We start from the raw sequence: 23,957 nt of genomic DNA on the forward strand, positions 1-23,957 counted from the left end.
CAAGGCCCTAAGTTTGTTGTTATTGCGTTAGATTTTATCAACCTATGGACTTAAAACTAAGCAATAAAATAGCCATTGTACTGGCCGCAAGTAAAGGGCTGGGCAAAGCCATTGCCACTATCCTGGCAGATGAAGGCGCAACCGTAATCATCAGTTCGCGCAGCCAGGAACAATTGGATGCCACTGCCGAAGAAATTAAAAAAGAGACCCGCAGAAGCGTAACGGCCATAGCTGCCGATGTATCTAACCCGGCAGCTATTGAATCGCTCATTAAACAAGTTGCTGATAAATTCGGCGCAATAGATATCCTCATTAACAACACCGGCGGCCCACCATTTGACAAATTCGAAAACTTTGACGATGCTGCATGGAAAAAAGCCTTTGATGATATTTTGCTGGCCTTTGCACGTAATAGCAGACTGGCACTACCCTATCTCAAAAAATCAGACAGCGGGCGGATTATCAATATTGTAAGCGGTTCGGTTAAGGCTGTGCTCGAAAATTCGGTACTTTCAACTGCTATGCGTATGGGCGTGGTTGGCATGGCCAAAATGATGGCCGATGAATTTGGGCCTTACAACATCACTGTAAACAACGTTGCTCCCGGCTTTATTTTAACCGATAGAATTAAGCATACCATCCCCGAAGGCAAAGACCCGGATCAGGCCATTAAAGAGAAAGCAAAGAATATTCCGCTCGGCCGTATTGGTCAGCCCGAGGAGTTTGCTGCGGCTGTGGCGTTTTTGGCATCAGAGCAGGCATCATACATCAGCGGCGTAACTTTACAGGTTGATGGAGGTGGAAGCAGGGCGATATATTAAGCCCTCTTAGAATCATGAACACTGAATGTTGAATATCGAATAATGAAGGAGCTCATTTTATTATTCGATATTCATCACACTTCATGATTCAACATTCGATATTCATTATTCGATATTCGTAGAGTATATTAGTACTATGCGTGTCGACAACAATCTTTCTAAAATAAAAAGACTGCTTGCTGTATACAATATGGCGCTCAATGTAATCTGGTCGGCATTGGCATTTGTACCTGTATTTTGCTTTTGCTATACATTGCTTGCGGGTAACCTGCTTTATACTTTTATGCTTATCGGTATTGTGCCAATCTTTCTGCCGAATGCATTTTTCAATAAAATTCAGTTAGGTAGCACGCCGGTTATTTACAAGAAACTGGGTGTAATATCAGTTAATAAACTGGCGCAGAATGGGGGTTTTGTTAATAAGCTCATCAGAAGAAAGTATCCGCAATATAAAGCTGTACTCTATCAACGTTCTTCTATCAACAAGCTACTGGCGCAAACTTATATCAACGAGAAATTCCATTACAGCATGCTGGTGTTTTTTGCTTTGCTTATGGTTTATGCTTTAATAAAAGCCTACAGGGGCTGGGCTGCCGCGTTGTTTATTATCAACATAGCTTATAATGTTTATCCCATTCTGTTACAACAATACATCCGCCTTAAACTTAAAGCGTAGCAATATTTATTTGCAGAAATCTCTGTCAATGGCTACCTTGCCAACGTAAATATGAAACAGCACAATAATAGTTTATCAATAATTACTGCCATGCCAGCTTTTGTTCGGCCTGTTGCAAGCATTATTGTAATTATTATTACTGTCATTTACAACAAATGGAGGGTGTTATAACTATATAAAATCAACGATATAGAAAAAGCCCTCCGAAACCCGGAGGGCTTTTTTTTTGATCAAAAAACCAATCAAAACATGAAAGCACGAACGATAACGGGTACACCAAACATCATTACCATTTATGCCGATGATAAAAAAGGGTTACTTGCACTAATCCTCAACATTTTTAACAAACGCGACTACAGCCTGGGCTGTTTAAACGTTTCGCGTACCGATATTCAGGATATTATTCTGATTACGGTTGAAGTTAGTATCCCCGACAATGAGCTTAAAACCATTTTACGCAAAATTGAAAACATTATCGAGGTGTACCGCGCACTGGCCTGGGATGCCCAAACTGTAAGCTTAAATAAGATTGGTTTTTATCGTGTTTCATTACAGCTGCTTGGCGATAGTTTGTGGGCTTTACTGCAAAAGCAAGGCGCAACGATCACCAAGATCTTTGATGAATCGCTGATGATCCAAAAAATCGGCACTGATGAGAGTTTAACTGATTTGTATAATCAGCTGGATGGTAAACACCTGCTCGGTTTCTGCAAAAGCGCTCTCATTGCCGAGCAGAGCATGCTGCAGCTCGATCAGTTTTTTAGTCAGCCTGATGAAACGCTGTTGGCTAATGATTTAGCCTGTGTGCCCTGCTAATTTATTAATAGAAACATAACATACAGAATGCCCCGCTTTATAGGGAATTAGGCGGGGTAATTCCTTTTTAATATATAATTTCCGTATTTTTGCACCTCTTAAAATTGAGGCGAACACATTGATGTACAAGGAATATAAGCAACTTAACTTACCCCAGATTGGCAAAGAGGTATTAGAGTTCTGGAAACAGCACAACATATTTGAAAAAAGTATAAGCAGCCGCCCTGCCGATAACCCTTACACTTTTTACGAAGGGCCACCGAGTGCCAATGGTATGCCCGGCATCCACCATGCTATGGCACGCTCTATTAAAGATATTTTTTGCCGTTATAAAACCCTTAAAGGTTACCAGGTAAAACGGAAAGGCGGTTGGGATACCCACGGCCTGCCGATTGAGCTTGGCGTTGAAAAAACCTTAGGCATCACTAAGGATGATATCGGCAAAAAGATCTCGATCGAAGATTATAATGAAGCCTGCCGTAAAGAGGTAATGAAATTTACCGATGTGTGGAACGACCTGACCGAAAAGATGGGTTACTGGGTTGATCTTGATGATCCGTATATCACTTACAAAAACGAATACATCGAATCGCTTTGGTGGATCCTGAAAGAGTTTTATAAAGCCGGTTACCTGTACAAAGGTTATACCGTGCAGCCTTACTCACCAAAATCGGGCACAGGCTTAAGTTCGCACGAGCTGAACCAGCCGGGTACTTACAAGATGGTGAAAGATACGACCATTGTTGCCCAATTTCACTTAAAGAATGACCAGCAGCATCCATTGATGCCAGTATTGTTTGATAACGCCGATGAAGACACCGTAATTTTAGCATGGACCACTACCCCGTGGACCCTGCCATCAAACTGTGCGCTTGCTGTTGGCGAGAAAATCGACTATGTTAAAATCAGCACCTTTAACCCTTACACCTACCAACCGGTAAGCGTAGTATTGGCTAAAGTACTGGTGAGCAAATATTTTAAAGCCGAAGGCGAAAACGCATCTTTTGAAGATTACAAAGGCGGCGATAAAGTGATCCCATGGGTTACCAAAGCCGAATTTAAAGGTACAGACTTAATTGGTTTACACTACCACCAACTGATGGATTATGTAACCAATGCCGACCTGGAAGAAAACGCTTTCCGTGTTATCCCGGCCGACTTTGTGACTACCGAAGACGGTACAGGTATAGTACACACCGCATCTGTTTTTGGTGCGGATGACTTTAGAGCTTGTAAAGAAAATAACGTACCATCTGTAATGGTGCTGGACGAAAATGGCAAAGAAGTTCCATTGGTGAACAAGCAAGGCCGTTTTGTTGACGAGGTTACCGACTTTGCAGGCCGTTACGTTAAAGAAGAATATTACAGTGCAGAAGAGCGCGCGGTAGAAGGTTTTAAACCTACTGACGTGCTGATCTCTATCAAACTGAAAGAAGATAATAAAGCATTCGACGTTAAAAAATATGAGCACAGCTACCCACACTCGTGGCGTACTGATGAGCCTATTTTATATTATCCGCTGGATAGCTGGTTTATTAAAACCACTGCCGTTAAGGATAAACTGATCGAATTGAACAAAACCATCAACTGGAAACCGGAAGCAACCGGAACCGGCCGTTTTGGTAACTGGTTGGAAAATTTGGTTGACTGGAACCTTTCGCGTTCGCGCTATTGGGGTACACCACTGCCTATCTGGCGTTGTGATAATCTCAATATTGAAGAAAACGAAATTTGCGTTGGTAACATTGAGGAATTAAAGGAACAAGGAAGATATTTCCATTATGAAAAGGCTATAGAATACTTTAGATTTCATCATGCAGATGAAATATTAGAGTTTCTTGGAATTCCATATAACGAAGATAGCCAGGAAGACTGGACTATCATAGAACAGTTTATCTATGATATTGAAGATAAATCGATTTCGTTAAAAAACCTTATTGATTTTTGCCCAAACAGAGATGTGCTTTTTGAAAAATTCTCAACTCCAATTGAAGAATACTTTAAAGAAAGAGGCATCCCATTTGATCTTCATAGACCTTATGTTGACAATATTGTTTTGTCCAAAACCTACGAGGGTAAAACATATTATTATTATCGCGAGCCGGATCTGATCGACGTTTGGTTTGATTCGGGCGCTATGCCTTATGCGCAATGGCATTTCCCATTCGAAAATAAAGAACAATTTGCCAACGCCTACCCTGCCGATTTTATTGCCGAAGGTGTGGATCAAACCCGCGGTTGGTTCTTTACCCTGCATGCTATATCAGTAATGCTGAGCGAGTGCAGCCCGGAAATTAAAGCGGTTAACGCCGTAGTTAACAACCCCGGTGTGGCGTTTAAAAACGTGGTATCAAACGGATTGGTGCTGGATAAAAACGGCAACAAAATGTCTAAACGTTTAGGCAATGGTGTTGATCCGTTCGAAACTATTGAGCATTATGGTGCCGATGCTGCCCGCTGGTACATGATCAGCAATGCATCACCATGGGATAACCTGAAATTTAATGTGGAAGGTATAGATGAAGTGCGCCGTAAATTCTTCGGTACGCTTTACAACACTTATTCATTTTTCTCACTTTATGCCAATATCGATAACTTCAACTATAGCGAAGCCGAAATTGCATTTGCAGACCGACCGGAGATTGACCGCTGGATCATTTCGTTATTAAATACCTTAACCCTGGAGGTTGATGCATTTTATGCCGATTTCGAGCCGACTAAAGCCGCACGTTCTATCCAGTCGTTTGTTGATGAGCATTTGAGCAACTGGTACGTACGTTTAAGCCGTCGCCGTTTCTGGAAATCAGATAACTCAAACGATAAGCTTTCGGCTTACCAAACTTTATATACCTGCTTGGTTACCATCTCTAAACTGATGTCGCCAATTGCACCGTTCTTTGCCGAACGTTTGTATAACGATTTAAACAGCACTACAGGTAAAGAGAATTTCGAATCAGTCCACCTGGCCGATTTCCCTGTTTACCATGCAGATTTGGTTGATGCCGAACTGGAGCAACGTATGCAAATGGCACAGGATATCTCATCGCTGGTATTATCGCTGCGTAAAAAAGTGGGTATCAATGTTCGTCAGCCTTTAAGCAAAATCTTGTTACCGGTACTGGATGCCAACTTCCAGCACCAGGTTGATGGCGTTAAGGATCTGATCCTGACTGAAACCAACATCAAGGACATCGAATACATTACCGATACAGCAGGGTTCATCAAGAAGAAAATCAAACCTAACTTTAAAGCCTTAGGCAAAAAAGTGGGTAAGGACATGAAACCGGTTGGCGATGCCATTATTGCCTTAACTGATGCGGACATTGCCTTATTGGAAAATGAGGGTGAGATTGCAATACTTGATGGAAAATACACTATATTGGTATCTGAAGTAGAAATATCTGCCGAAGACGTACCGGGATGGCAAGTTGCGAGTTTAGGAAAACTAACCGTTGCTTTAGATGTTACCATTACCGACGAGCTAAAACAAGAAGGCATATCAAGGGAACTGATAAATCGTATACAGAACCTGCGTAAGAGCAAAGATTTTGAAGTTACTGACAAGATAAACGTCCGCCTAAGCGAGCATCCGTTGATCAGCGGAGCGGTAAAAAACAATTTGTCATATATTTGCGCCGAAATTTTAGCTGATAACATTCAGTTCGACAGCAACTTAACTGGTGCTGAGACCGTAGTTATTGATGACATTGAAATATTGATTGCTATAAGTAAAATATAATGAAACCAGAACAACCAGAAAAAACCAGATATTCTGACTCAGAATTACAGGAGTTTAAAGAACTGCTTTTAGACAAAGTGCGCGGTGCCCGCGAAGAATTAAATGCCCTTGCATCATCATTAAGTAACCCTAACTTAAACGGTACTGATGATACTGCAGGTACTTATAAAACATTAGAAGACGGATCGGCTACGTTAGAGAAAGAATCTATCAACCAGTTGGCTGCACGTCAGAAAAAATTTATCGACCAGTTAGAAGCTGCTTTAGTACGTATTGAAAATAAAACTTACGGTATTTGCCGCGAAACGGGTAAACTAATTCAAAAAGAGCGTTTACGCGCAGTGCCACATACTACCTTAAGTATGGAAGCAAAATTAAGGCAATAAATGAAGCCCGTTTATACTAAACCGTTTTTTACTGCCCTACTTGTTATCCTGGTAGATCAGATCGTTAAAATATGGGTTCACTCCCACATGTACCTTGGCGAACGTATTGAGTTTTTAGGCAGCCGTGGTATGCTTTTATATACCGAAAACAACGGCATGGCCTTCGGCTGGGAACTGGGCGGCCAGTTAGGCAAGCTTGCACTTACCCTGTTCCGCATTGGCGCTGTGGTAGGTATAGGTTATGGCCTGGTATACTTAATTAAACACAAATACCATCGTGGGCTGATCATGAACATGTCGCTCATATTTGCCGGCGCTGTTGGTAATATTATCGACTCAACCGTTTACGGCATGGTTTACGGCTATGCACCCGTATTTCAGGGCCGTGTGGTTGATATGTTTTACTTCCCTATTATCCGCGGTATATTCCCAACCTGGGTGCCGGTATGGGGTGGGCAGGATTTCGAGTTTTTCCGCCCGATATTTAACGTTGCCGACTCTGCCATTTCTATCGGTGTAATTATGATCCTGATTTATCAGAAACGATATTTCAAACACCAGGAAATTGAAATAAGCAGTCCACACAGCGAAATACTGGAAGAATAATCTTCAATTAGCTAATTTGTCGATTTGGCAATTTGTTAATGTAACTTATAGAATATTTGAGCCGCCTCGTAAAACGAGGCGGCTTTTTTGTTAGTAATTCTTGATGGTAGTTTTGAATTTCGCGGCAAATCAATTTACACCGTAAAAGGTTTTTGTAATACGCCAATTACCATTATCCTTTACAAGTTTAAAATGATCATCCCTGTTAGAACTTAAATTAAAGATGATCAGATGTGCAGAATCCCCATTAAAAGTCAGTTTTGAAATTTCTAAACGTTGTTTATGATTACCATTGGGTGATGTAATTGGCAATCTGTTTTCGGGTAAGTTCTTAATATATTGAATATGAAATGGCGCAATGTAAACAGGCCAGTCTACGTTATAATCAATCTTTGATTTAACAAAATACAAAGTATCCGCTGTTGGAATTAAGCCATCAAAATTTTTTATAAATATCCGGAGGATATGGCTGTTCTAAATACCTCCAGGGTATCTTTCTTGCTAAACACGGCTTGTTTAGAATTGCATGATACCAAACAACTACATAGCACACACCATATTGGTATTGAACGATACAATCTCTTTCTCATATTAACTAAAAGCCGTAGAAATATAATCATTTAATGACATCGTTTAAGGTTATTACTTTTTGTATTTCAAGATATCCTCACATCTGCGCATCATTAACAAATTGCCAAATCAATAAATTATCAAATTAAAGAATCCTATCTTTAGGCAACAATCCTTCAGCATGAAAAAAACTCTACTCCTCTTTTTACTTAGCGGCAGCTTGTTTAGTCTCAAGGCCCAGCAGGGCAAGCAGGCTATTACGGTTACCGATATGGCTAAGATTAAACAAATTAACAGCGTTTCATTTTCGCATAATGGCAAGCAGATTGCCTTCAGGGTAACATCTATTGTGCCCGATGAAGAAAAAAAAGCCGAATATGCTTACCGCAACCAAATATGCCTGGTACCTGCCGATGGCAGCGCACCGGCAAGGGCGATAACAGCTATAGCTTCCAGTAGCGGACAGCCCACCTGGTCGCCGGATGATAGCAAGCTGGCTTTTACACGTGTAGTTAAAGGGCACACACAGATATTCCTGATGTCGTTAAACGGCGGCGAACCTATTCAGTTAACGAATGATAGTTATGGCGCAAGCATGCCGCAGTGGTCGCCGGATGGTAGTAAGATCATGTATTCGGTTAACCTCTCCTACCCCGAGATGTTGAAGGACTCGATTTTAAACCCAGGGAAAAAAGTACCTTATTGGAGTATCGAAGAGCCTGGTTTTAAGGCAAACCAACCTGTATCGAAAGCCAAACAAAATGCCGATGGCAGCTTAGATGAAGTACGTGCTTACTTAAAACAAGATGAGGCTGATAACAAAGTAAAAGTTTTCACCAAGCTGAATTTCGAAGGCGAAGCTTCGACAGAGCCAGACTTCAACTTTAATCATTATATGATTATTGAGGCCAAAGCCGGCGCAAAAGCAAAACCACTTACATTCGGCTTCCAGAATTACAACGGTGCTACTTTTACGCCAGATGGAAAAAGCATTATCCTGAGCGCCGCTCCAGATACTTTGGTAAATCCTGATCGCAGCCGATTATCTGCTGTTTATACCATGCCGGTTAGTGGCGGTGCGCCTAAAGTATTAATCAGTGAGGATGGCATGTCTATAGGCAACAGCTCTATTTCGCCATCGGGCAGATATTTGGTTTACCAGATCGGTAAGGAAATGCAGATCAATATCCCACAGCTGGCTATCTATGATTTCCAGAACCCAGGCAAAAAGATCATCATTCCGGTTGATCGCAGTATTACAGGTTTCGCATGGTCTAAGGATAGCAAGGTGCTTTACTTTACCGCACAATCAAACGGTGGCGTGCCTATTTATAAAGTAAATATGGCTACGCTGAAACCGGAATTGATCAGCACTTTTGATGAAGGCGACGGTAGCCTCGATGTAAGCGCAACACAGATTGCTTATGTAAAAACAGAGGTAGCCAATCCTTATGAATTGTATACTGCCGACCTGAATAATAAATCGGCCAAGCGCATTACCTCATTCAACTACGAGTGGCTGAAGGATAAGAAACTGAGCTTTCCCGAAAAGAAATACTATACCAATAGCAAGGGCATGAAAGTGGAGTACTGGGTGATGAAACCCACCAATTTCGACCCTAATAAGAAATACCCGATTATGCTGCAAATCCACGGTGGGCCAAGCGCCATGTGGGGACCGGGCGAAAACACCATGTGGCATGAGTATCAATTCTTCTGCGCACAGGGTTATGGCGTAGTATACTCTAACCCTCGTGGTTCGGGCGGTTACGGTATCGACTTCCTGAAAGGCAATTACCAGGATTGGGGTAACGGCCCAACCGAAGATGTACTGGCAGCCCTTGATGGCGCATTAGCCGAAGGATGGGGCGATAAAGACAAAACGGTAGCTACAGGCGGCTCGTACGCAGGGTATTTAACCGGGTGGCTCGCCGGCCATACAAAACGCTTCGCAGCTATATCATCGCAACGCGGCGTATATGATTTAACCACTTTCTTCGGTGAAGGCAATGCCTGGCAATTAGTACCGATGTATTTTGGAGGCTACCCCTGGGAAGAGAATATCCGCCCGATACTGGCACGCGAATCGCCGTTTACTTATGTAAATCAAATTACAACACCATACCTGATCATACACGGCGAAACAGATTTGCGCACGGGTATTGTACAGGGCGAAATGATGTATAAAGCATTAAAGGTTTTAAACCGTCCGGTGGAATATATCCAGCACCCCGGAGGTACACATGAGCTAAGCCGATCGGGCAATGTGCGCCAGCGCATAGACCAGATGCTGAGGATCTATGAGTTTTTTGAACGATACATAACCCATTAAATAAGAAATCCCCGCCGGCATGGCGGGGATTTCTTATTTAATGCATAATGATCAAATCATTAATAGAGATGGCGCTCATTTAAGAAAGGCCATTCCCTGTTTTACTACTTTTCGGTCCTACTGCACCCTCTGATGGTCCTGGAACAGACCCGCCTTCAATAGAATATGAGCTTATCACTTCAATTTCAGGGGCGATCCACTGTTTTTTTTGTTTTTCTTGTTCCATAATTTAGTGTTTAAAGTATCGTCTATAATTAAAATAATATATGAGAAAATTGTTTTAACATCATTGCAATATTTTCAACTTAATATTTAATATTCAGCCTTTTAATCCAACTGCTGCAATTCAACAAATCCAAATCTCTGAGCATTTCGTGCAGGGATAAATATGCCTGATAAATTTAGCATAGTTATTTGTAAAATCCTACCATTAATGCACGCAATTTTAAAACTATCGGCACATTCAATAATGGTACCCGGATTGTAGTTATTCTCTTCTTTTATCCCGGCATCTGCCTCAAATGCATCCATAATTTTTAATTCCTGCCCGTTATAATAGGTAATAGCCCCCTTATTCCATGAACTGCAGGCATTAATAAGCAACACGATCTCACGCGCAGTCATTTTGCTCCAATCAATACTTACCTCTGCAATACCCGGCCGCTGGTGATAACTTATCCCGGCGACAGGCTGTGCATACCCATTAATACTTTTACCCTGTATAATGTGCTGCAATATGATGCCGACACCTTCAACACAAGCATAACTCAGTATACGGTTTACCTGTGCATACGTAAAATAATCTTCCCTTGTTATCGCTTTAGTCCAAACTATCGGGCCGGCATCAAATTTAGCAGTAACCTGGTGTATGGTGGCTGTTATTTCGGCTTCTCCGTTTTTAATTTGCCAAAACACAGGGTTAGGGCCACGGTAGGCCGGCAACGAACCAAAATGAATATTAAACAGCCTGCCATTAAGCTTTAATGGCAGCTGTTTAACATCTATCCGGTGTTTATAACCTAAAACAAATACAACATCGGGTTCATACATATCAAGCCATTGGTAAACAGCGTTGTCTGATCCACCGCTCTCCTGCACATTGATGCCTGCCGCTTTGCAAAAATAGGCTACACCGGTAAAATCGGCTCTATCTTCCACATCTGCAAAAAGCAGGCTTGCAATTTTATTGGCCTGCAGAAGCTGTAATAAAGGTATACATAATTCAACGCTCGAAATTACCCCTACTTTCATGTATTCTTAATTCAATTGGCTGGTAAAATTTAGCTTTAGTTAAAGTCGGGGTAAAGCCCAATAACACATATCATATAAGTAAGCCCCATAAATGGTTGTCTGTTTTCATGGGCTGTACTTGCCCCCCCCGTGTAACCCATATTATTCGAGATAGCTGTATCATTCAATGCCACTAATTCCTGCGTTGTATCTGATGCATTGTTAGGCAAGTACATCAAATCTTGCTGCCCTGTGCCAGGATCGGACGGGGCACCTATAAAGTTACCCGTTGCAACATTTACTGTTGCAGCCCCAATTGCTACATTAAATGAGTGCGAGTGTGTTGGGATATCTGCCTGTGTTAATACAACAGTTTCTGAACCTCCGGGCTGCGCCACAGGATAGCCTGTGGCATTGAAACCGTTTACCATAACCCGGCCTCTTAAGTCTGGTACACCAAAAGTTGTTGAACCATTACCTCCGTACAGTGTACCTAACAATGCATATAACCCTTGGTACTGGCTAATTTGTAATAACCTGCCATCACATATTACATAATTGTTTGGCGCATAATTTCCACCAAAAACCCTTATTTCTCCTAACGTATCCATGTTTTTAAGTTTTTTAAGTTTACAATTTCTTCCTATTATTAATTACGCATTGGGAATATTCCGGTTAATGCAATACATAACGTTACAGGCAAATAAGGCATCATATTGTTATGTGCACCATTGCCGCCACCAGTAATAGTAGTTGCTGTCAGGGGCACCAGTGTTGGTACAGGAGCCGGCGGTACAAATAAATTAATTGTATCTGTTGTTTGGTTAAGTATATTAGGTTGGGTAGCACTTAATTCGTTTCCAGCAACTGTGGTTGAAAGGGTAGCTGTACCAGAACCATTAGCCACGTTATAATTATGGGTATGTAATGGCGTTTGAGCTATAGTTAATTGTACTGTTGAGGTGCCAACTGTTTTACCATACACATAACTGGTACCAGTTTGGGCATTACCATAATTAACCATGGTTACACCATTTAAATTAGGTAAATTAAAATTTGTACCTGGCGTACCTCCATAGGTTGTACCTATCAACGCATATAAGGCCTGGTATTGATTAAGTTGCAGAAGCTGCCCGTTACATGCGGCCCAGCCATTAGGTATTTTATTAAATGCAAATGCACGTATTTCGCCTACAAAAGGTTCCATAATATTAAATTTAAGAGATGTTTGTGATTGGTTGTTTAACTAAAACTACGGTTTAACAGGATACTCTTCTCCGTAAAGGCAAATACAATAATTTATAGCAACAGATGGTTGCATATTAGAATGTGCGCCGTTACCGCCCAGAGGCGAAATTGCAGCTCCATTCAATTGCTGGATATCTGCCTGCGGAACCGGCAAATATGTTCTTACAACAAGAGGGTTAGGAGAGTGCGGTTCGTACATATTAGATAAAAAAGATCCAGGAGCCGTTGTGGCAGGCACATTAGTTACCTTAGTTACCGGGCTACTTGCTACTGCAGCATTAAACGTGTGGCTATGGTTGGTTTGCTGATTATTCAAGGTAACGTTTTCTACCCCACCAACACCACCGGACGTGTAAACAGTGCCGCTGGTGGGCGATGTTCCTGTACCTACTACTACCCTGCCATTAAGATTAGGTAAGCCAAAAGTGTTTTTTCCATCTCCGCCATACATGGTGCCCAGGATAGAGTAAAGCGCCGGATTTTGTGTTATTGACACGAGTTGCCCATTACATTGAGCCCACTGAGTGGGTGGGTACGAAAATGCGAATGCTCTGATTTCGCCGGTATAACAGTCTGCCATACAATTAAAAATTAAGTGTTAAAAAATATGTTTAAAGATTGTTTAAAGATTAGTTTACTAACTCGGGATGGGTCAGTATTTGATTTCTATTGATTTAGGTTAGTATTGGGTTTTGGTTAGATTTATAGCAATTTAGAATACATATTTCAATATTCAAATAGCATATCTTAAAAATTACAAACTTTTTTATAGTGAATTACTAACCGAAGTTGATAAGTTTTCATATTAATCCTTCACCATTAAAGTGAGTCATATTATCAAACATTAACACGATAATTTATGTTGACGAGTTACACTTCAAAGGTTAACCCCGTCTAAAACTTTAAACAAACTTTACAAATGAAACGATTACTATTAATTGCAGCTTTAACTACATTTACATTCGCTGCGTTTGCACAAACACCCGACCTTCGCCGCAAAATTGAAGTATCTGGTACCGCCGAACAGGAGGTTACCCCAGATATTATCTATGTATCCATTTCCCTGAAAGAATATATCGATGGTAAAAACAAAACCACTATTGATGCGCTGGAGCGTCAGTTGCAAAAAGCTGTTGCCGATGCCGGTGTACCTAAGGAAGATTTTACCATCAATAACCTGTCTTCTTACAACTACACCGTTCAGAAGAAAAAGAACCCCGACTTTCTGGCCAGCAAACAATACCGCATTAAGTTTCACGACCTGAATGCTTTTAACCAGATTATGGCTTCTGTTGATGCCAAAGGTGTTCAAAGCACTAACATCGACAGCTACGATTACTCGAAAATTGAGTCGTTAAAAAAAGACCTGAAAGTTAAAGCCCTGTTAGCTGCCAAAGAAAAAGCTACCTATCTGTTAACCGCCATTGGCGATCATTTAGGTAGTGCGCTGGATATCCAGGAAGTGTCAAATGATGTTTATCCTCAGCCGGTTTATCGTACTAATGTAATGATGATGAAAAGTAATGCCTTAGCAGCAGATACCGTACAACCAGATGATATCGACGTTAAGAAGATTAAATTAAGTTCACAGATGAATGTTACTTTCGAGATTGTGAAGTAACGGTCGAATAATATTTTTACGAAGAAAGCCCATCAGTTTACGCTGATGGGCTTTGTTGTTTATTTCCGTAGAGGCACAATACTTTGTGTCTCCTGTAAACCCTCTCATCAGAGACAAAAAGTATTGTGTCTCTACTATTAAATCTACTTTATCTTCAACAAATAATGCTTCTCTAAAACCTGCGGCCTTGTAGCCGGGTTTAAAAACTTAGCGGTTAGGCGGGTAATACCATAATCATCGTGCCCGAAAGCGGTTGTAGTGGTTAAACCTACCTGCTCTAGCTGATCTTTACCCTGCTCGGTGGTGTAAATCCAGAATTGCTTTTTGGTGGTATCGGCGTAAGCCTTAACCGTATCAATGCCATTCATGGCTGGTGTTAAATGCTGCGAATGAAAGTTAAACGAAGAGCTATGGATATTGAAGTTATAAATAGAGCCTTGCGGGATATTTTTCTCATAAGCTATTTTACCCAATGAAACACCCGATTGATAATCATTTAGCAATTGCATGTAAACGTTACCATTAAGCAACACATTGGTAAGCGAAGCCAGCAGGGTTGATACAATAACAATTTTGTTAAACGGTACATTAGGCTTAATAATCACATAAACCATAATACCCAACAATGCAACCGATACAATACCTACTAATACAGATTGCACCGGGAAACACCACAGGTTCAATAATATCAACAGAAACAACACTGCGCCCATTACAAAGTATTGCACGTACAAGCTGTATTTTAAAGTGGTTACTTTATTTTCATCGGCCTTTTGCACCAGCATGCCTGCCGTTAACACCGCAAAAATGGGGAACAGCACATTTAAATAATGCGGCAACTGGTAGCCCGATGACGATATAATAGCGAAGATGATTACGATGGTACCCACAGTAAGCAGCTCTGCTTTTTTAATGTAGGCGAACTTGGTTTTGATAAAGAAAGCGACTTTATCGAAAAATGCATAATAGGTCAGCAGACACCAGGGCAAAAACGCCCAAAGTGTGGTATGGAAAAAGAAAAAGTAATCCTTATGCCCCTTACCCCATTTCTTACCTTCCAGGCGTTCAAAGTTTTGCGACCACATAATGAACTTTACACCCGACACATGGTTCATTCCGCGCACTATCTTTTCGGGGTGCAAATCGTACTGTAGATAATAGCAGTACACACAAGGCGAAATAAATACGCCCCAAAGCAACAGCACCACAATCCACTGCCAGTCGAACATACGTTTCCAGTTACGTTGGTACAGCAGTAAAAAGAACAGGGCTACACAAGGCATCACAAAGCCTATCATTCCCTTAGTACAAAAGCCAATGGCAAGGCCCAAAGCAGCCAGTATGTAATTATACCATTTGTTCAAATACACAGCTTCTACCAGTTGCCAGGTTGCCAGCACAATGCCACTCATTAGCAGGGCATCCATACGTACATCGTTATTGGCTAAAAATTCGGCTTGTGCAGCAGCTACTATTAAAGCTGCCAGCAAACCCGTTTCCTGGTTGTAAAGCAACTTGGCTAAACGAAAGGTTGAGTATACGGCCAAAATGCTCATCAGAAATGATGGGATCTTGTAAGCCATATCAGTTACACCGAATATGTTGTACGATAAGGCCACCAACCAGAAATGCAGATGAGGTTTATCGAGGTAGTCTTTCCCGAGGTCGTCAACCAAATTCACATAGTCGTGGTGCTGAAACATGTGCAGGGCAATGTTGGCGTGGTGCGAGGCATCTTCGTCCATCAAGGGCACAAATAACCCGAACACATAAGCCACAAACAGCGCTGCAAATAACCAGAAATAAACAGAAACGTTAATTTTTTGATGAGTCATGCTTAAAATATAACGGCCACAGCTCTATACCGTTACCCGTGTTAAGGTGCAAAATTAAGCAAATAATCAGTATTGCCTCTTGGCCTTAACAAAACATTAACTTATATCCTACGTTAATATTTTATCTAATGACGAAACACTATGAGCAAAATCAAATATATCGCGCTTGCCTCAGTGCTTACATTTAGCATAGCGGCGTGTAACGAAAACCGCAATTCGGCCACATTAGGCAATAGTACCGATACTACTAACGTAGAAAAAGGTGGTTCTGAAACCTCATCTCATGATACCGCCAAAAGCTCAGGTACCGACTCAACTGTACATGGAAACGCTAACCCAACAGGGCAAATGGGTGGTGATACAACAAAACGTAAATAATGTTTAACAATAACATAACTTATTGTTATTATTTTACGTAGAGAGGAAAGTTTTTAATTAAATTAAAGATAAGTGCTTGACAAACTGGTTTTTGCACGTTACCTTTATCACTCCTAATTTGTTTATTTGCGATGATCCGTATTAAGGCCAAGAAGATACTATTGGTTGCGCCGGAGATTTTTTCGAAGCCGCTGCTAAATACCAAAAATGAAGTGAAGCATGTAACCCATGCCAGTCAGATTTTCCCGGTGATGTATGATATGAACCCCGATTTGATCGTGTTTGATTACGAGCATTTAGGCCCCGATTTTGAGAGAGTACTGAGACGCATCAGAACAAATTCTTTCTATGACAAAACAAAAATTTGCTGTTATAAACCCAAAGCAGAACGTAAAACGGACAGCTTGTTATCTGCCTTAGGTGTTAACTATTTCTTGCACGAAACTGTTACCCCTGCCTATACCGACTATTACACCAGTAATTTCACCCTGCCCGAAAGCATCAGCATGCTGTTTAAATCGGCAGTGCTGAATATCTCGATGTCGTAAATCGGCATATAAAATAATAAAAAGAAAGGCTGCTATGTAATTACATAGCAGCCTTTCTTTTTATTACATGTAAATCCGAAACGGCACAGCCCTCTTGAAGGCCTCTAAAAAACAGCTTGAAACCTGAAAAATCGAAATTCCGACATCCGAAATCCTAATTAATCCACTCAAACTTAGTATAAGGCACCAGCACTTCAGGGATCTTAATACCTTCCGGTGTTTGGTTGTTTTCTAATAGTGTAGCCACAATACGCGGTAAAGCCAATGCACTGCCATTTAAGGTGTGCGGCAATTGTGTTTTACCTTCCGCATTACGGAAACGTAATTTTAAGCGGTTTGACTGGAAGGTTTCGAAGTTTGATACTGATGATACCTCTAACCAGCGGCATTGTGCGGCGCTGTAGGTTTCCATATCGTAAGTTAAGGCCGATGTAAAGCCCATATCGCCACCGCATAAACGTAATACACGGTAAGGCAGGCCAAGCTTTTGTAATAAACTTTGCACGTGTAAGCTCATTTGTTCCAGCACATCATAAGATGTTTCGGGGTTTACAACCTGTACAATTTCTACCTTATCAAACTGATGTAAGCGGTTTAAACCACGCACGTGAGCACCGTAAGATCCCGCTTCGCGACGGAAACATGGTGTATAACCACAGTTCATTACCGGCAGCTCATCGGCCTTTAAAATTACATCGCGGTAAAGGTTAGTGATCGGCACCTCGGCAGTAGGTATCAGGTACAGGTTATCTACGCCTACGTAGTACATCTGGCCTTCTTTATCAGGTAGCTGCCCTGTACCAAAGCCAGATGCTTCATTAACCAGTAATGGCAGCATACGCTCATCGTAACCCGCTTTTTCGGCTTCATCTAAAAAGAAAGCAATTAAAGCGCGTTGCAATTTTGAGCCTTTACCTTTATAAACCGGGAAACCTGCTCCGGTAATTTTAACGCCTAATTCAAAATCAATCAGGTTATATTTTGCGGCCAGCTCCCAGTGTGGCAATGCACCTTCCGGTAAAGTTGGCTTATCACCGTTCTCTAAAACAACTTCATTTTCTTCGGGAGTGATACCTTTAGGCACAGAGCTATGCGGCAGGTTAGGCAACAATACAATTTTTTGTTGCAGTTCTGCTTCTATCTGGCTTAGCTCTTCGCCCAGTTGTTTAATCTCTTCTTTCCATGCGCCAGAGTTAGCTTTAATAGCTTCGGCCTCTTCTTTTTTGCCGGTACGCATTAACTCGCCAATCTGCTTTGCTGCTGCATTAGCCTCGGCGGATACATTATCTAAACGGTTCTGAGTCTGGCGACGGTTATCATCTAATCTAATTACTTCATCAACCAGGTCCGTTTGCTTGAAATTTTTTACAGCCAAACGTTCTAAAACCTGTTCCCTGTTATCGCGGATATAACTAACTTGCAGCATTATTTTATTTTTTGAACAACAAAGATATAATAATCAGAGGTCTGTTGCGTGTTGTCTGTTGCCAGTTTTTTAAGTTAAATAACCAACACACCTCAGACACTCGCACAAAAAAACACGCAACTGAACAATGACCGGTAAACTTTACTTAGTACCCACGCCCATAGGCAACCTGGAGGACATTACCCTCCGTGCCATCCGCATATTAAAGGAGGCCGATATTATTTTGGCCGAAGATACCCGCACCTCTGCCCCGCTGCTTAAACATTTGGGGATTGAGAAACGAGTATTCGCCCACCATCAGCATAACGAGCACCAGGCATCTGCCGAGATTGTCCGTTTTTTGAAGGAAGGCAAAAATATTGCGCTCATCTCTGATGCGGGCACACCTGCTATTTCCGACCCGGGTTTCTTTCTTGTCCGCGAAGCCATAAAAAATGAGATTGATGTAGAATGTCTGCCCGGCGCTACGGCATTTGTGCCCGCACTGGTAAACTCGGGTTTCCCTACCGATCGCTTTTGTTTCGAAGGATTTTTACCGTTGAAAAAAGGCCGCCAAACCCGTTACAAGGTTTTGGCTGAAGAAGAACGCACCATTATATTCTACGAATCACCACACCGGTTAATGAAATCACTCGAAGAAATGATCACGTACTGGGGTGCCGATCGCCAGATCTCCGTTTCGCGCGAACTCACCAAAATGTTCGAAGAAACCGTACGCGGTACGGTAGAAGAAGTAAAAACCTATTTTGAAAGCCACCCTATTAAAGGTGAATTTGTGATTTGTGTGAAGGGGAAAGAATAATTATACCCAAGTTATATCAGCGGGATAATTCTTAAACTTGCTATCTCGTGTGATTAGTTTTAATTTCTCATGAATAGCCTGAGCTATTATAATACGATCAAAAGGGTCATTATGAATATCAGGCAGTGCTAATAATGCTTGAAGATGAGAGAACTCAATTGGTAGAATTTCAATATTTGTATTACGCAAAATCTCTTTTAGCTCACTAAATTCAGATTGGAGCGGTAATTTTCCTAAACTGTGTTTAATCGCAATTTCCCACAAACTTGCAATGCTTAAAAAAATCTTATTATCAGGGTCTTTAATTTTGTTAATTAAATCCTGATCTAATTCTTCGCCATTAATGAACCACAACAGTATATGAGTATCTAAAAGATAATCCATTACATATAGTCTTTAAAAACATCTAATGGCTCATCAAAATCAGGAGGAATTATAAAAAAACCTTTTGCATATCCATATACACGCTCTTTCTTCTCGGCTTTCTTTTCAGCTTTTTGCTTTAAAAACTCCACAAAGTCAGAAACCTCTTCCTTTAGGTTTTCGGGCAGCGCTATGATGCTATTATATAAATCTAAATCGCTCATTGTAATCTAATTTACGAATCATTTATAATAAAAGCATAATTTTAGCCAATAGTTTACCTATGAAAAAGAATCTGATACTCGCTATATTTTCTGGCCTGTTGCTTTGGCTGGCCTGGCCGCCTACCCAATATTTAAGCTTTTTATTATTTGTTGGTTTGGTGCCTATGCTGCTGGCGATAGAGAATATTATCCTATCCACAGCCAAAAATAAAGGCAAGCAAATTTTTGCCGCAACCTTCCTCGGTTTCTTTATCTGGAACACGCTTTCTATTTACTGGGTGTACAATTCGGTAAAAATGGTGGGCGAAATTGTAGCTATTCCTATCAGCTTAATCCCATATTCGCTGGGGCCTTTGTTGATGGCATCGGCTTGTTGGCTTTACTTCAGATTACGGGTAGCAACCAACCGCTCAATTAGCTTAGTTGGCTTGGTTTGCTTCTGGATTGCTTACGAATACCTGCACCAAACCTGGCCCCTGGCCTTCCCTTGGATGACTTTGGGCAACGGTTTTGCAGTAAGCCACCAGTACGTACAATGGTACGAATACACGGGAGTATACGGCGGCACAATTTGGATCTGGGTGATTAATATCCTGATCTTCTTATTCTACATGAGTTTGAGCGAGGCCAAAACGAAGGCTTATCGCACAAAAATTGTGATTGCTTTCTTTGCTATTCTTGTTCTTCCGCTTGGCTTTTCACTAACGCGATATTATAGTTACCAGGAACAAGTTAACCCATCAAACGTGGTGGTTGCCCAGCCCAATATTGATCCTTACGCTAAGGCGGCTGAAATACCGGTTTATCAGCAATTGAGTATCCTTACCCATGAGTCGGATTCGCTGGCGCAGAAAAACACTGAGTACTTTATCTGGCCAGAAACTGCCATCCCTACCCCTTTTGCAGAAGAAAGCATCCGCAGCAATAATTCGTACCAGCAGGTTAAAAGCTTTCTGAATAAGTACAAGAACGCCAACGTAATTACAGGCGCCGAAACGTATAAGATTTACAACAGCCAGCAAACAGAAACAGCCAGCCCAATGGATGGCGGGCAATTTTACGATGCCTTCAACTCGGCCTTAAGTATCGAAAATTCGGAGAACGTGCAGTTCTACCACAAATCGAAACTGGTACCGGGTGCCGAGAGTATCCCCTTTGCTTCGTTATCCTTTTTAAAGCCGGTATTTGCCCATTTGGGTGGCGCAGCAGGTAGTTATGGCCGACAGGCAGAACCGAGTGTATTTTATAGCCAAAGCGGCATAGGCAGCGACCCGGTGATCTGTTATGAATCTATCTGGGGCGAGTATGTTGGCCAGGCCGTATTAAAAGGTGCGCAATTCATTGCCATTATTACCAACGATGGCTGGTGGGAAAACACATCAGGCAAAGACCAACATCTGGATTATGCTAAACTTCGTGCTATTGAAACACGTAGATGGGTTTGCCGTTCGGCCAATACGGGGATTTCAGCATTTATTAATCAGCGCGGCGATATTGTCAAACATACCGGCTGGTGGGTACGCACAGCAATCAAACAAGATATTAATTTAAATTCTGACCTAACTTTCTACACCAAACACGGCGATTATATTGCCAAGATTGGAACCTTTTTGGCGTTGTTGGGAATGATGTGGATTTTGGTAAGGATTCGTTTTAGGTAGTTGTGAATTGTGAGGGAGTGATTTAGTGAATTTAGAACACTCGCTAACTCACTCATTCAAAACTCAGAACTAATTGCGGCTCAATATAAATTGTAAAAGATCATTAATAGGATGCTTAATAATCTTACCAACCTCAATATTCTGAGCAGCGCAAAGGGCTATTAACTCTGCACCGAATGTATCGGCAATAGAGCCTACAAAGTGGCTTTTATACTTATGGTATTCGGGGTACGATTTAATGTTGGTTTCAATGAACTCATTCAGGCCCTTTGTTACCATGGCTTTGGCGTATTGGGTATCTTTAATGTGGCCTAAAAATTTGGTAAATGAAGCAAGGTAAGTATTTGCGTTCGACTTCATGTACACGTGAGTCATCACGATATCCCGGTCGAGGTTGTACTCCTCTTTAAACTGGGTGTAAATATCAGCAGGCATTTTACCGTACAAAAAATCGGTAACCAGTGATTTGCCGAACCACGTACCAGAACCTTCATCGCCCAAAACAAAACCTAAACCATGTTTACCGGCGTGGATATCTTCACCATCGAAAAACGAAATATTGGAGCCTGTGCCCAGCACACAGCATAGGCCTTTCTCGTTACCACATGTGGCGTAGGCTGATCCCAACAGATCACTATCCACACTAATATAGGCTTTAGTAAATAATGCGCTCAGGGCGTTAGATACAATCTCGTGCCTGTCCGGACTGGAGCAGCCTGCACCGAAAAAATAAATTTCGGTTATAGCCTGACCGTATCCCGATATCAGATCAGCAACCTGATCCTGCAATATCTTTACAATCTGTTTCTCTGTTAAAAAGTAGGGATTTAATCCGCTGGATTTAAATTTTAATGGCTCCTGATCCGGGAGAGATAGTAACCAATCTGTTTTTGACGAACCGCTATCTGCAACTAAGATCATGAACCAAGTTCTTCCAGTATTTTATGGGTAAGGGGCTTGTGAATAAATTGTACCACGTACTTGTTCTCGGTAGAGCGCTTTACATCGGTGGGGTCGAGCGATGATGAAAGCATAAAAATTTTAATGCTGTCTTTGCCTTCAATCTCAATTTTTTCAAATTCAGTCAAAAACTCAAAACCATTCATTAACGGCATACGTAAATCCAGGAAAATTACATCCGGTTTTACAGAGCCATCCTTCAATGCGCTGATAGCTTCAGTGGCAGATTGACGTACAGCAATTTCTTCGGCAAAATTGCTACTCTCCAAAATCCGGCGGGTAACAAAATTGTCGATATAGTTATCGTCAATTAATAAACACTTTTTGTAGGTCACGGGCATTAAATTCAAAAATAGTTATTTTTAGTATTAATAATCTATTTTTATAAAACTTACTGTATGTTAACAGTCGCCGTAATTTGTTTTAATGTGATTTCAGCGATTTTAGACTGATATTGAGCCGAAAAAAACTTCGACTGGGCATCCAGATAATTACGCTGTGCTTCCCTGATCTCCAATGGTGTAATGTTCCCGATCTTGTATTTTTCTAACGAGATATCCAGGTTCCGTTTGGCAATCCGCACATTGCTTTCGCCCAACTTAATCAAATCCAACCCGGTTAAATAACTCACATACAACGTACTCACCTGCGAATTAATGCCCAATTTGGTTTGATCATAGTTAATCCCTGCATTATTCATTTGCAGTTTAGCATTGCGTTCCCTGCGCCACTGATTAAAGCCATCAAAAATATTGATGGTAGCCGTAAAGCCATAACTAATGCCATTACTTTGCTGCACCCGGGCGAAACCGGCAGGCGTATTGTTATTACTCACCGTGTAGCCCGTGTTAACAGCAACCTGCGGGTATCGGGTTGATTGTACCTGTTTTAAACTAATCTCAGCCAAACGCTGGTTAATCTGCGAAGCCAGGATGGCCGGGTTTTCGTTTTGCGCCTGGGTTAAAATATCGCCCAATACCAATTTCTGGTCAACCACAATGGTATCGGCCACCTTAAAATCGGTTTGCAAATCGCGGATCAATAATTGGTTGAGCCTGATCTGCGCGGTTTTGTATTGCTGTAGCTGGGTAATGTAAGTGGCCGTATCGGTATTGTAGTTTACCTCCGCATTCAACACATCCAGGCGCGATACACGGCCTACTTTAAACTTATCATTAGCATAGCGCAGCTGTAAGTGAGAAATAGCCATAGCGCCTTTTAACGCATTGATCTGCTCATTTTGGTTTACCAGGTCATAATAACTGGCCAGCACGTTAGCCAAAGTAGCCTGTATGGTATCGCGCAGTAAAACCTGGCCCAGCTCGTTACGTTGTTTTAAACCTTTGTAATTGGCAAACATGTTAAAGCCGTCGAAAATGGTCCAGTTTAAATCTGCCCCGTAATTGGTACCGGTGTTGTTGGCGTGGTTAATCACATTCACCGTATTATCGGCACGGGTTTGCGTGGTGTTCTGGATACTGTTACTCGATGTAAACTGGCCGGTTACCACCGGCAGCATCCCCGCCGCACCCGGCGTTACGTTATTTTTAGCTATCGCAGCATTATTCTGCGACAGCTTAATATTATAGTTGTTCTTCAGCGCTATTTCAATGGCATCTTTAATGCTCAGCATGGGCGCATCCTGCGCGTACAGGTTACCCGTTAAAACAAGGCACGCCGTCATCAAGCAAAGGCTTAGTCTTATTTTCATAACC

The 23,957-nt window shown here is 41.6% G+C and carries 24 protein-coding genes; 12 read left to right on the plus strand and 12 right to left on the minus strand.

Annotated features, from left to right (window positions below):
- The first annotated feature begins 44 nt into the window (after nucleotides 1-44).
- From PQO05_RS24670 to PQO05_RS24700, 7 genes are all read left to right on the plus strand, one after another.
- Complete coding sequence (locus tag PQO05_RS24670; RefSeq protein WP_273630132.1) at nucleotides 45-821, plus strand: SDR family oxidoreductase; 777 nt, start codon at nucleotides 45-47, stop codon at nucleotides 819-821.
- A gap of 136 nt (nucleotides 822-957) precedes the next feature.
- Entirely contained in the window at nucleotides 958-1,497 is a 540-nt protein-coding gene (locus PQO05_RS24675; protein WP_273630133.1) for a glycosyl-4,4'-diaponeurosporenoate acyltransferase CrtO family protein, read from the plus strand.
- A 249-nt stretch (nucleotides 1,498-1,746) separates the two neighbouring features.
- Nucleotides 1,747-2,313: an ACT domain-containing protein gene (locus PQO05_RS24680; protein WP_273630134.1), complete on the plus strand. Its 567-nt coding sequence runs from the start codon at nucleotides 1,747-1,749 to the stop codon at nucleotides 2,311-2,313.
- 121 nt (nucleotides 2,314-2,434) lie between these two features.
- Nucleotides 2,435-6,052, plus strand: coding sequence for an isoleucine--tRNA ligase (ileS, locus tag PQO05_RS24685; protein WP_273630137.1), 3,618 nt, complete (start codon nucleotides 2,435-2,437; stop codon nucleotides 6,050-6,052).
- A complete protein-coding gene (locus tag PQO05_RS24690; RefSeq protein ID WP_273630138.1) occupies nucleotides 6,052-6,438 on the plus strand; it encodes a TraR/DksA family transcriptional regulator in 387 nt (128 codons plus the stop codon). The genes ileS and PQO05_RS24690 overlap by 1 nt, the downstream gene beginning before the upstream one ends.
- Nucleotides 6,439-7,044 carry a lipoprotein signal peptidase gene (locus tag PQO05_RS24695; protein WP_273630139.1) on the plus strand — a complete coding sequence of 202 codons (606 nt, stop codon included), beginning with the start codon at nucleotides 6,439-6,441 and terminating at the stop codon, nucleotides 7,042-7,044.
- Between the two features lie 751 nt (nucleotides 7,045-7,795).
- Nucleotides 7,796-9,946 (plus strand): S9 family peptidase, encoded by a 2,151-nt coding sequence (locus PQO05_RS24700; protein WP_273630140.1) that lies wholly within the window; start codon nucleotides 7,796-7,798, stop codon nucleotides 9,944-9,946.
- 79 nt (nucleotides 9,947-10,025) lie between these two features.
- Here PQO05_RS24700 and PQO05_RS24705 read toward each other — a convergent pair whose 3' ends face one another.
- The 5 genes from PQO05_RS24705 to PQO05_RS24725 all read right to left on the minus strand — a co-directional run bounded on the left by PQO05_RS24705 (nucleotide 10,026) and on the right by PQO05_RS24725 (nucleotide 13,004).
- Nucleotides 10,026-10,172 (minus strand): hypothetical protein, encoded by a 147-nt coding sequence (locus PQO05_RS24705; protein WP_273630141.1) that lies wholly within the window; start codon nucleotides 10,170-10,172, stop codon nucleotides 10,026-10,028.
- Nucleotides 10,173-10,273: 101 nt separating this feature from the next.
- A complete protein-coding gene (locus PQO05_RS24710; RefSeq protein WP_273630142.1) occupies nucleotides 10,274-11,197 on the minus strand; it encodes a methionyl-tRNA formyltransferase in 924 nt (307 codons plus the stop codon).
- A 35-nt stretch (nucleotides 11,198-11,232) separates the two neighbouring features.
- On the minus strand, nucleotides 11,233-11,787 hold the full coding sequence (locus tag PQO05_RS24715) for a phage tail protein (RefSeq protein ID WP_273630143.1): 555 nt from the start codon (nucleotides 11,785-11,787) through the stop codon (nucleotides 11,233-11,235).
- A 38-nt stretch (nucleotides 11,788-11,825) separates the two neighbouring features.
- The gene (locus PQO05_RS24720; RefSeq protein ID WP_273630144.1) at nucleotides 11,826-12,383 is read right to left on the minus strand and encodes a phage tail protein; all 558 of its coding nucleotides are present in this window, start codon (nucleotides 12,381-12,383) and stop codon (nucleotides 11,826-11,828) included.
- A gap of 45 nt (nucleotides 12,384-12,428) precedes the next feature.
- Complete coding sequence (locus PQO05_RS24725; RefSeq protein WP_273630145.1) at nucleotides 12,429-13,004, minus strand: phage tail protein; 576 nt, start codon at nucleotides 13,002-13,004, stop codon at nucleotides 12,429-12,431.
- Between the two features lie 339 nt (nucleotides 13,005-13,343).
- Here PQO05_RS24725 and PQO05_RS24730 point away from each other — a divergent pair, with 339 nt between their 5' ends.
- Entirely contained in the window at nucleotides 13,344-14,045 is a 702-nt protein-coding gene (locus tag PQO05_RS24730) for an SIMPL domain-containing protein (protein WP_273630146.1), read from the plus strand.
- Between the two features lie 143 nt (nucleotides 14,046-14,188).
- Here PQO05_RS24730 and PQO05_RS24735 read toward each other — a convergent pair whose 3' ends face one another.
- Entirely contained in the window at nucleotides 14,189-15,880 is a 1,692-nt protein-coding gene (locus PQO05_RS24735) for an ArnT family glycosyltransferase (protein WP_273630147.1), read from the minus strand.
- Nucleotides 15,881-16,021: 141 nt separating this feature from the next.
- Here PQO05_RS24735 and PQO05_RS24740 point away from each other — a divergent pair, with 141 nt between their 5' ends.
- Nucleotides 16,022-16,258 carry a hypothetical protein gene (locus PQO05_RS24740; RefSeq protein WP_273630148.1) on the plus strand — a complete coding sequence of 79 codons (237 nt, stop codon included), beginning with the start codon at nucleotides 16,022-16,024 and terminating at the stop codon, nucleotides 16,256-16,258.
- Nucleotides 16,259-16,389: 131 nt separating this feature from the next.
- Nucleotides 16,390-16,806, plus strand: a complete 417-nt coding sequence (locus PQO05_RS24745; RefSeq protein WP_273630149.1) for a hypothetical protein — start codon at nucleotides 16,390-16,392, stop codon at nucleotides 16,804-16,806.
- A 154-nt stretch (nucleotides 16,807-16,960) separates the two neighbouring features.
- Here the strand turns inward: PQO05_RS24745 and serS are convergent, their stop codons facing one another.
- On the minus strand, nucleotides 16,961-18,232 hold the full coding sequence (gene serS / locus PQO05_RS24750; RefSeq protein ID WP_273630150.1) for a serine--tRNA ligase: 1,272 nt from the start codon (nucleotides 18,230-18,232) through the stop codon (nucleotides 16,961-16,963).
- Nucleotides 18,233-18,359: 127 nt separating this feature from the next.
- Between serS and rsmI the strand changes: the two genes are divergently transcribed.
- Nucleotides 18,360-19,034, plus strand: coding sequence for a 16S rRNA (cytidine(1402)-2'-O)-methyltransferase (gene rsmI, locus PQO05_RS24755; RefSeq protein WP_273630151.1), 675 nt, complete (start codon nucleotides 18,360-18,362; stop codon nucleotides 19,032-19,034).
- Here rsmI and PQO05_RS24760 read toward each other — a convergent pair whose 3' ends face one another.
- Nucleotides 19,035-19,418 carry a type II toxin-antitoxin system VapC family toxin gene (locus PQO05_RS24760; protein WP_273630152.1) on the minus strand — a complete coding sequence of 128 codons (384 nt, stop codon included), beginning with the start codon at nucleotides 19,416-19,418 and terminating at the stop codon, nucleotides 19,035-19,037.
- Nucleotides 19,418-19,621 (minus strand): type II toxin-antitoxin system VapB family antitoxin, encoded by a 204-nt coding sequence (gene vapB, locus PQO05_RS24765; RefSeq protein ID WP_273630153.1) that lies wholly within the window; start codon nucleotides 19,619-19,621, stop codon nucleotides 19,418-19,420. The genes PQO05_RS24760 and vapB overlap by 1 nt, the downstream gene beginning before the upstream one ends.
- A 59-nt stretch (nucleotides 19,622-19,680) precedes the next feature.
- On the opposite strand from vapB, the gene lnt reads away from it, so the two are divergent.
- Nucleotides 19,681-21,282 carry an apolipoprotein N-acyltransferase gene (lnt, locus tag PQO05_RS24770; protein ID WP_273630154.1) on the plus strand — a complete coding sequence of 534 codons (1,602 nt, stop codon included), beginning with the start codon at nucleotides 19,681-19,683 and terminating at the stop codon, nucleotides 21,280-21,282.
- Nucleotides 21,283-21,351: 69 nt separating this feature from the next.
- On the opposite strand, the gene PQO05_RS24775 is transcribed toward lnt, so the two are convergent.
- From PQO05_RS24775 to PQO05_RS24785, 3 genes are read right to left on the minus strand one after another with little or no spacing between them, the layout of a single operon-like run.
- A complete protein-coding gene (locus tag PQO05_RS24775; RefSeq protein WP_273630155.1) occupies nucleotides 21,352-22,203 on the minus strand; it encodes an N-acetylglucosamine kinase in 852 nt (283 codons plus the stop codon).
- The gene (locus PQO05_RS24780) at nucleotides 22,200-22,583 is read right to left on the minus strand and encodes a response regulator (protein WP_174314849.1); all 384 of its coding nucleotides are present in this window, start codon (nucleotides 22,581-22,583) and stop codon (nucleotides 22,200-22,202) included. The genes PQO05_RS24775 and PQO05_RS24780 overlap by 4 nt, the downstream gene beginning before the upstream one ends.
- Nucleotides 22,584-22,633: 50 nt before the next feature.
- Nucleotides 22,634-23,953, minus strand: coding sequence for a TolC family protein (locus tag PQO05_RS24785; RefSeq protein WP_273630156.1), 1,320 nt, complete (start codon nucleotides 23,951-23,953; stop codon nucleotides 22,634-22,636).
- Between the last annotated feature and the right edge of the window lie 4 nt (nucleotides 23,954-23,957).

The sequence above is a fragment of the Mucilaginibacter jinjuensis genome (assembly GCF_028596025.1).
Taxonomy (GTDB): domain Bacteria; phylum Bacteroidota; class Bacteroidia; order Sphingobacteriales; family Sphingobacteriaceae; genus Mucilaginibacter; species Mucilaginibacter jinjuensis.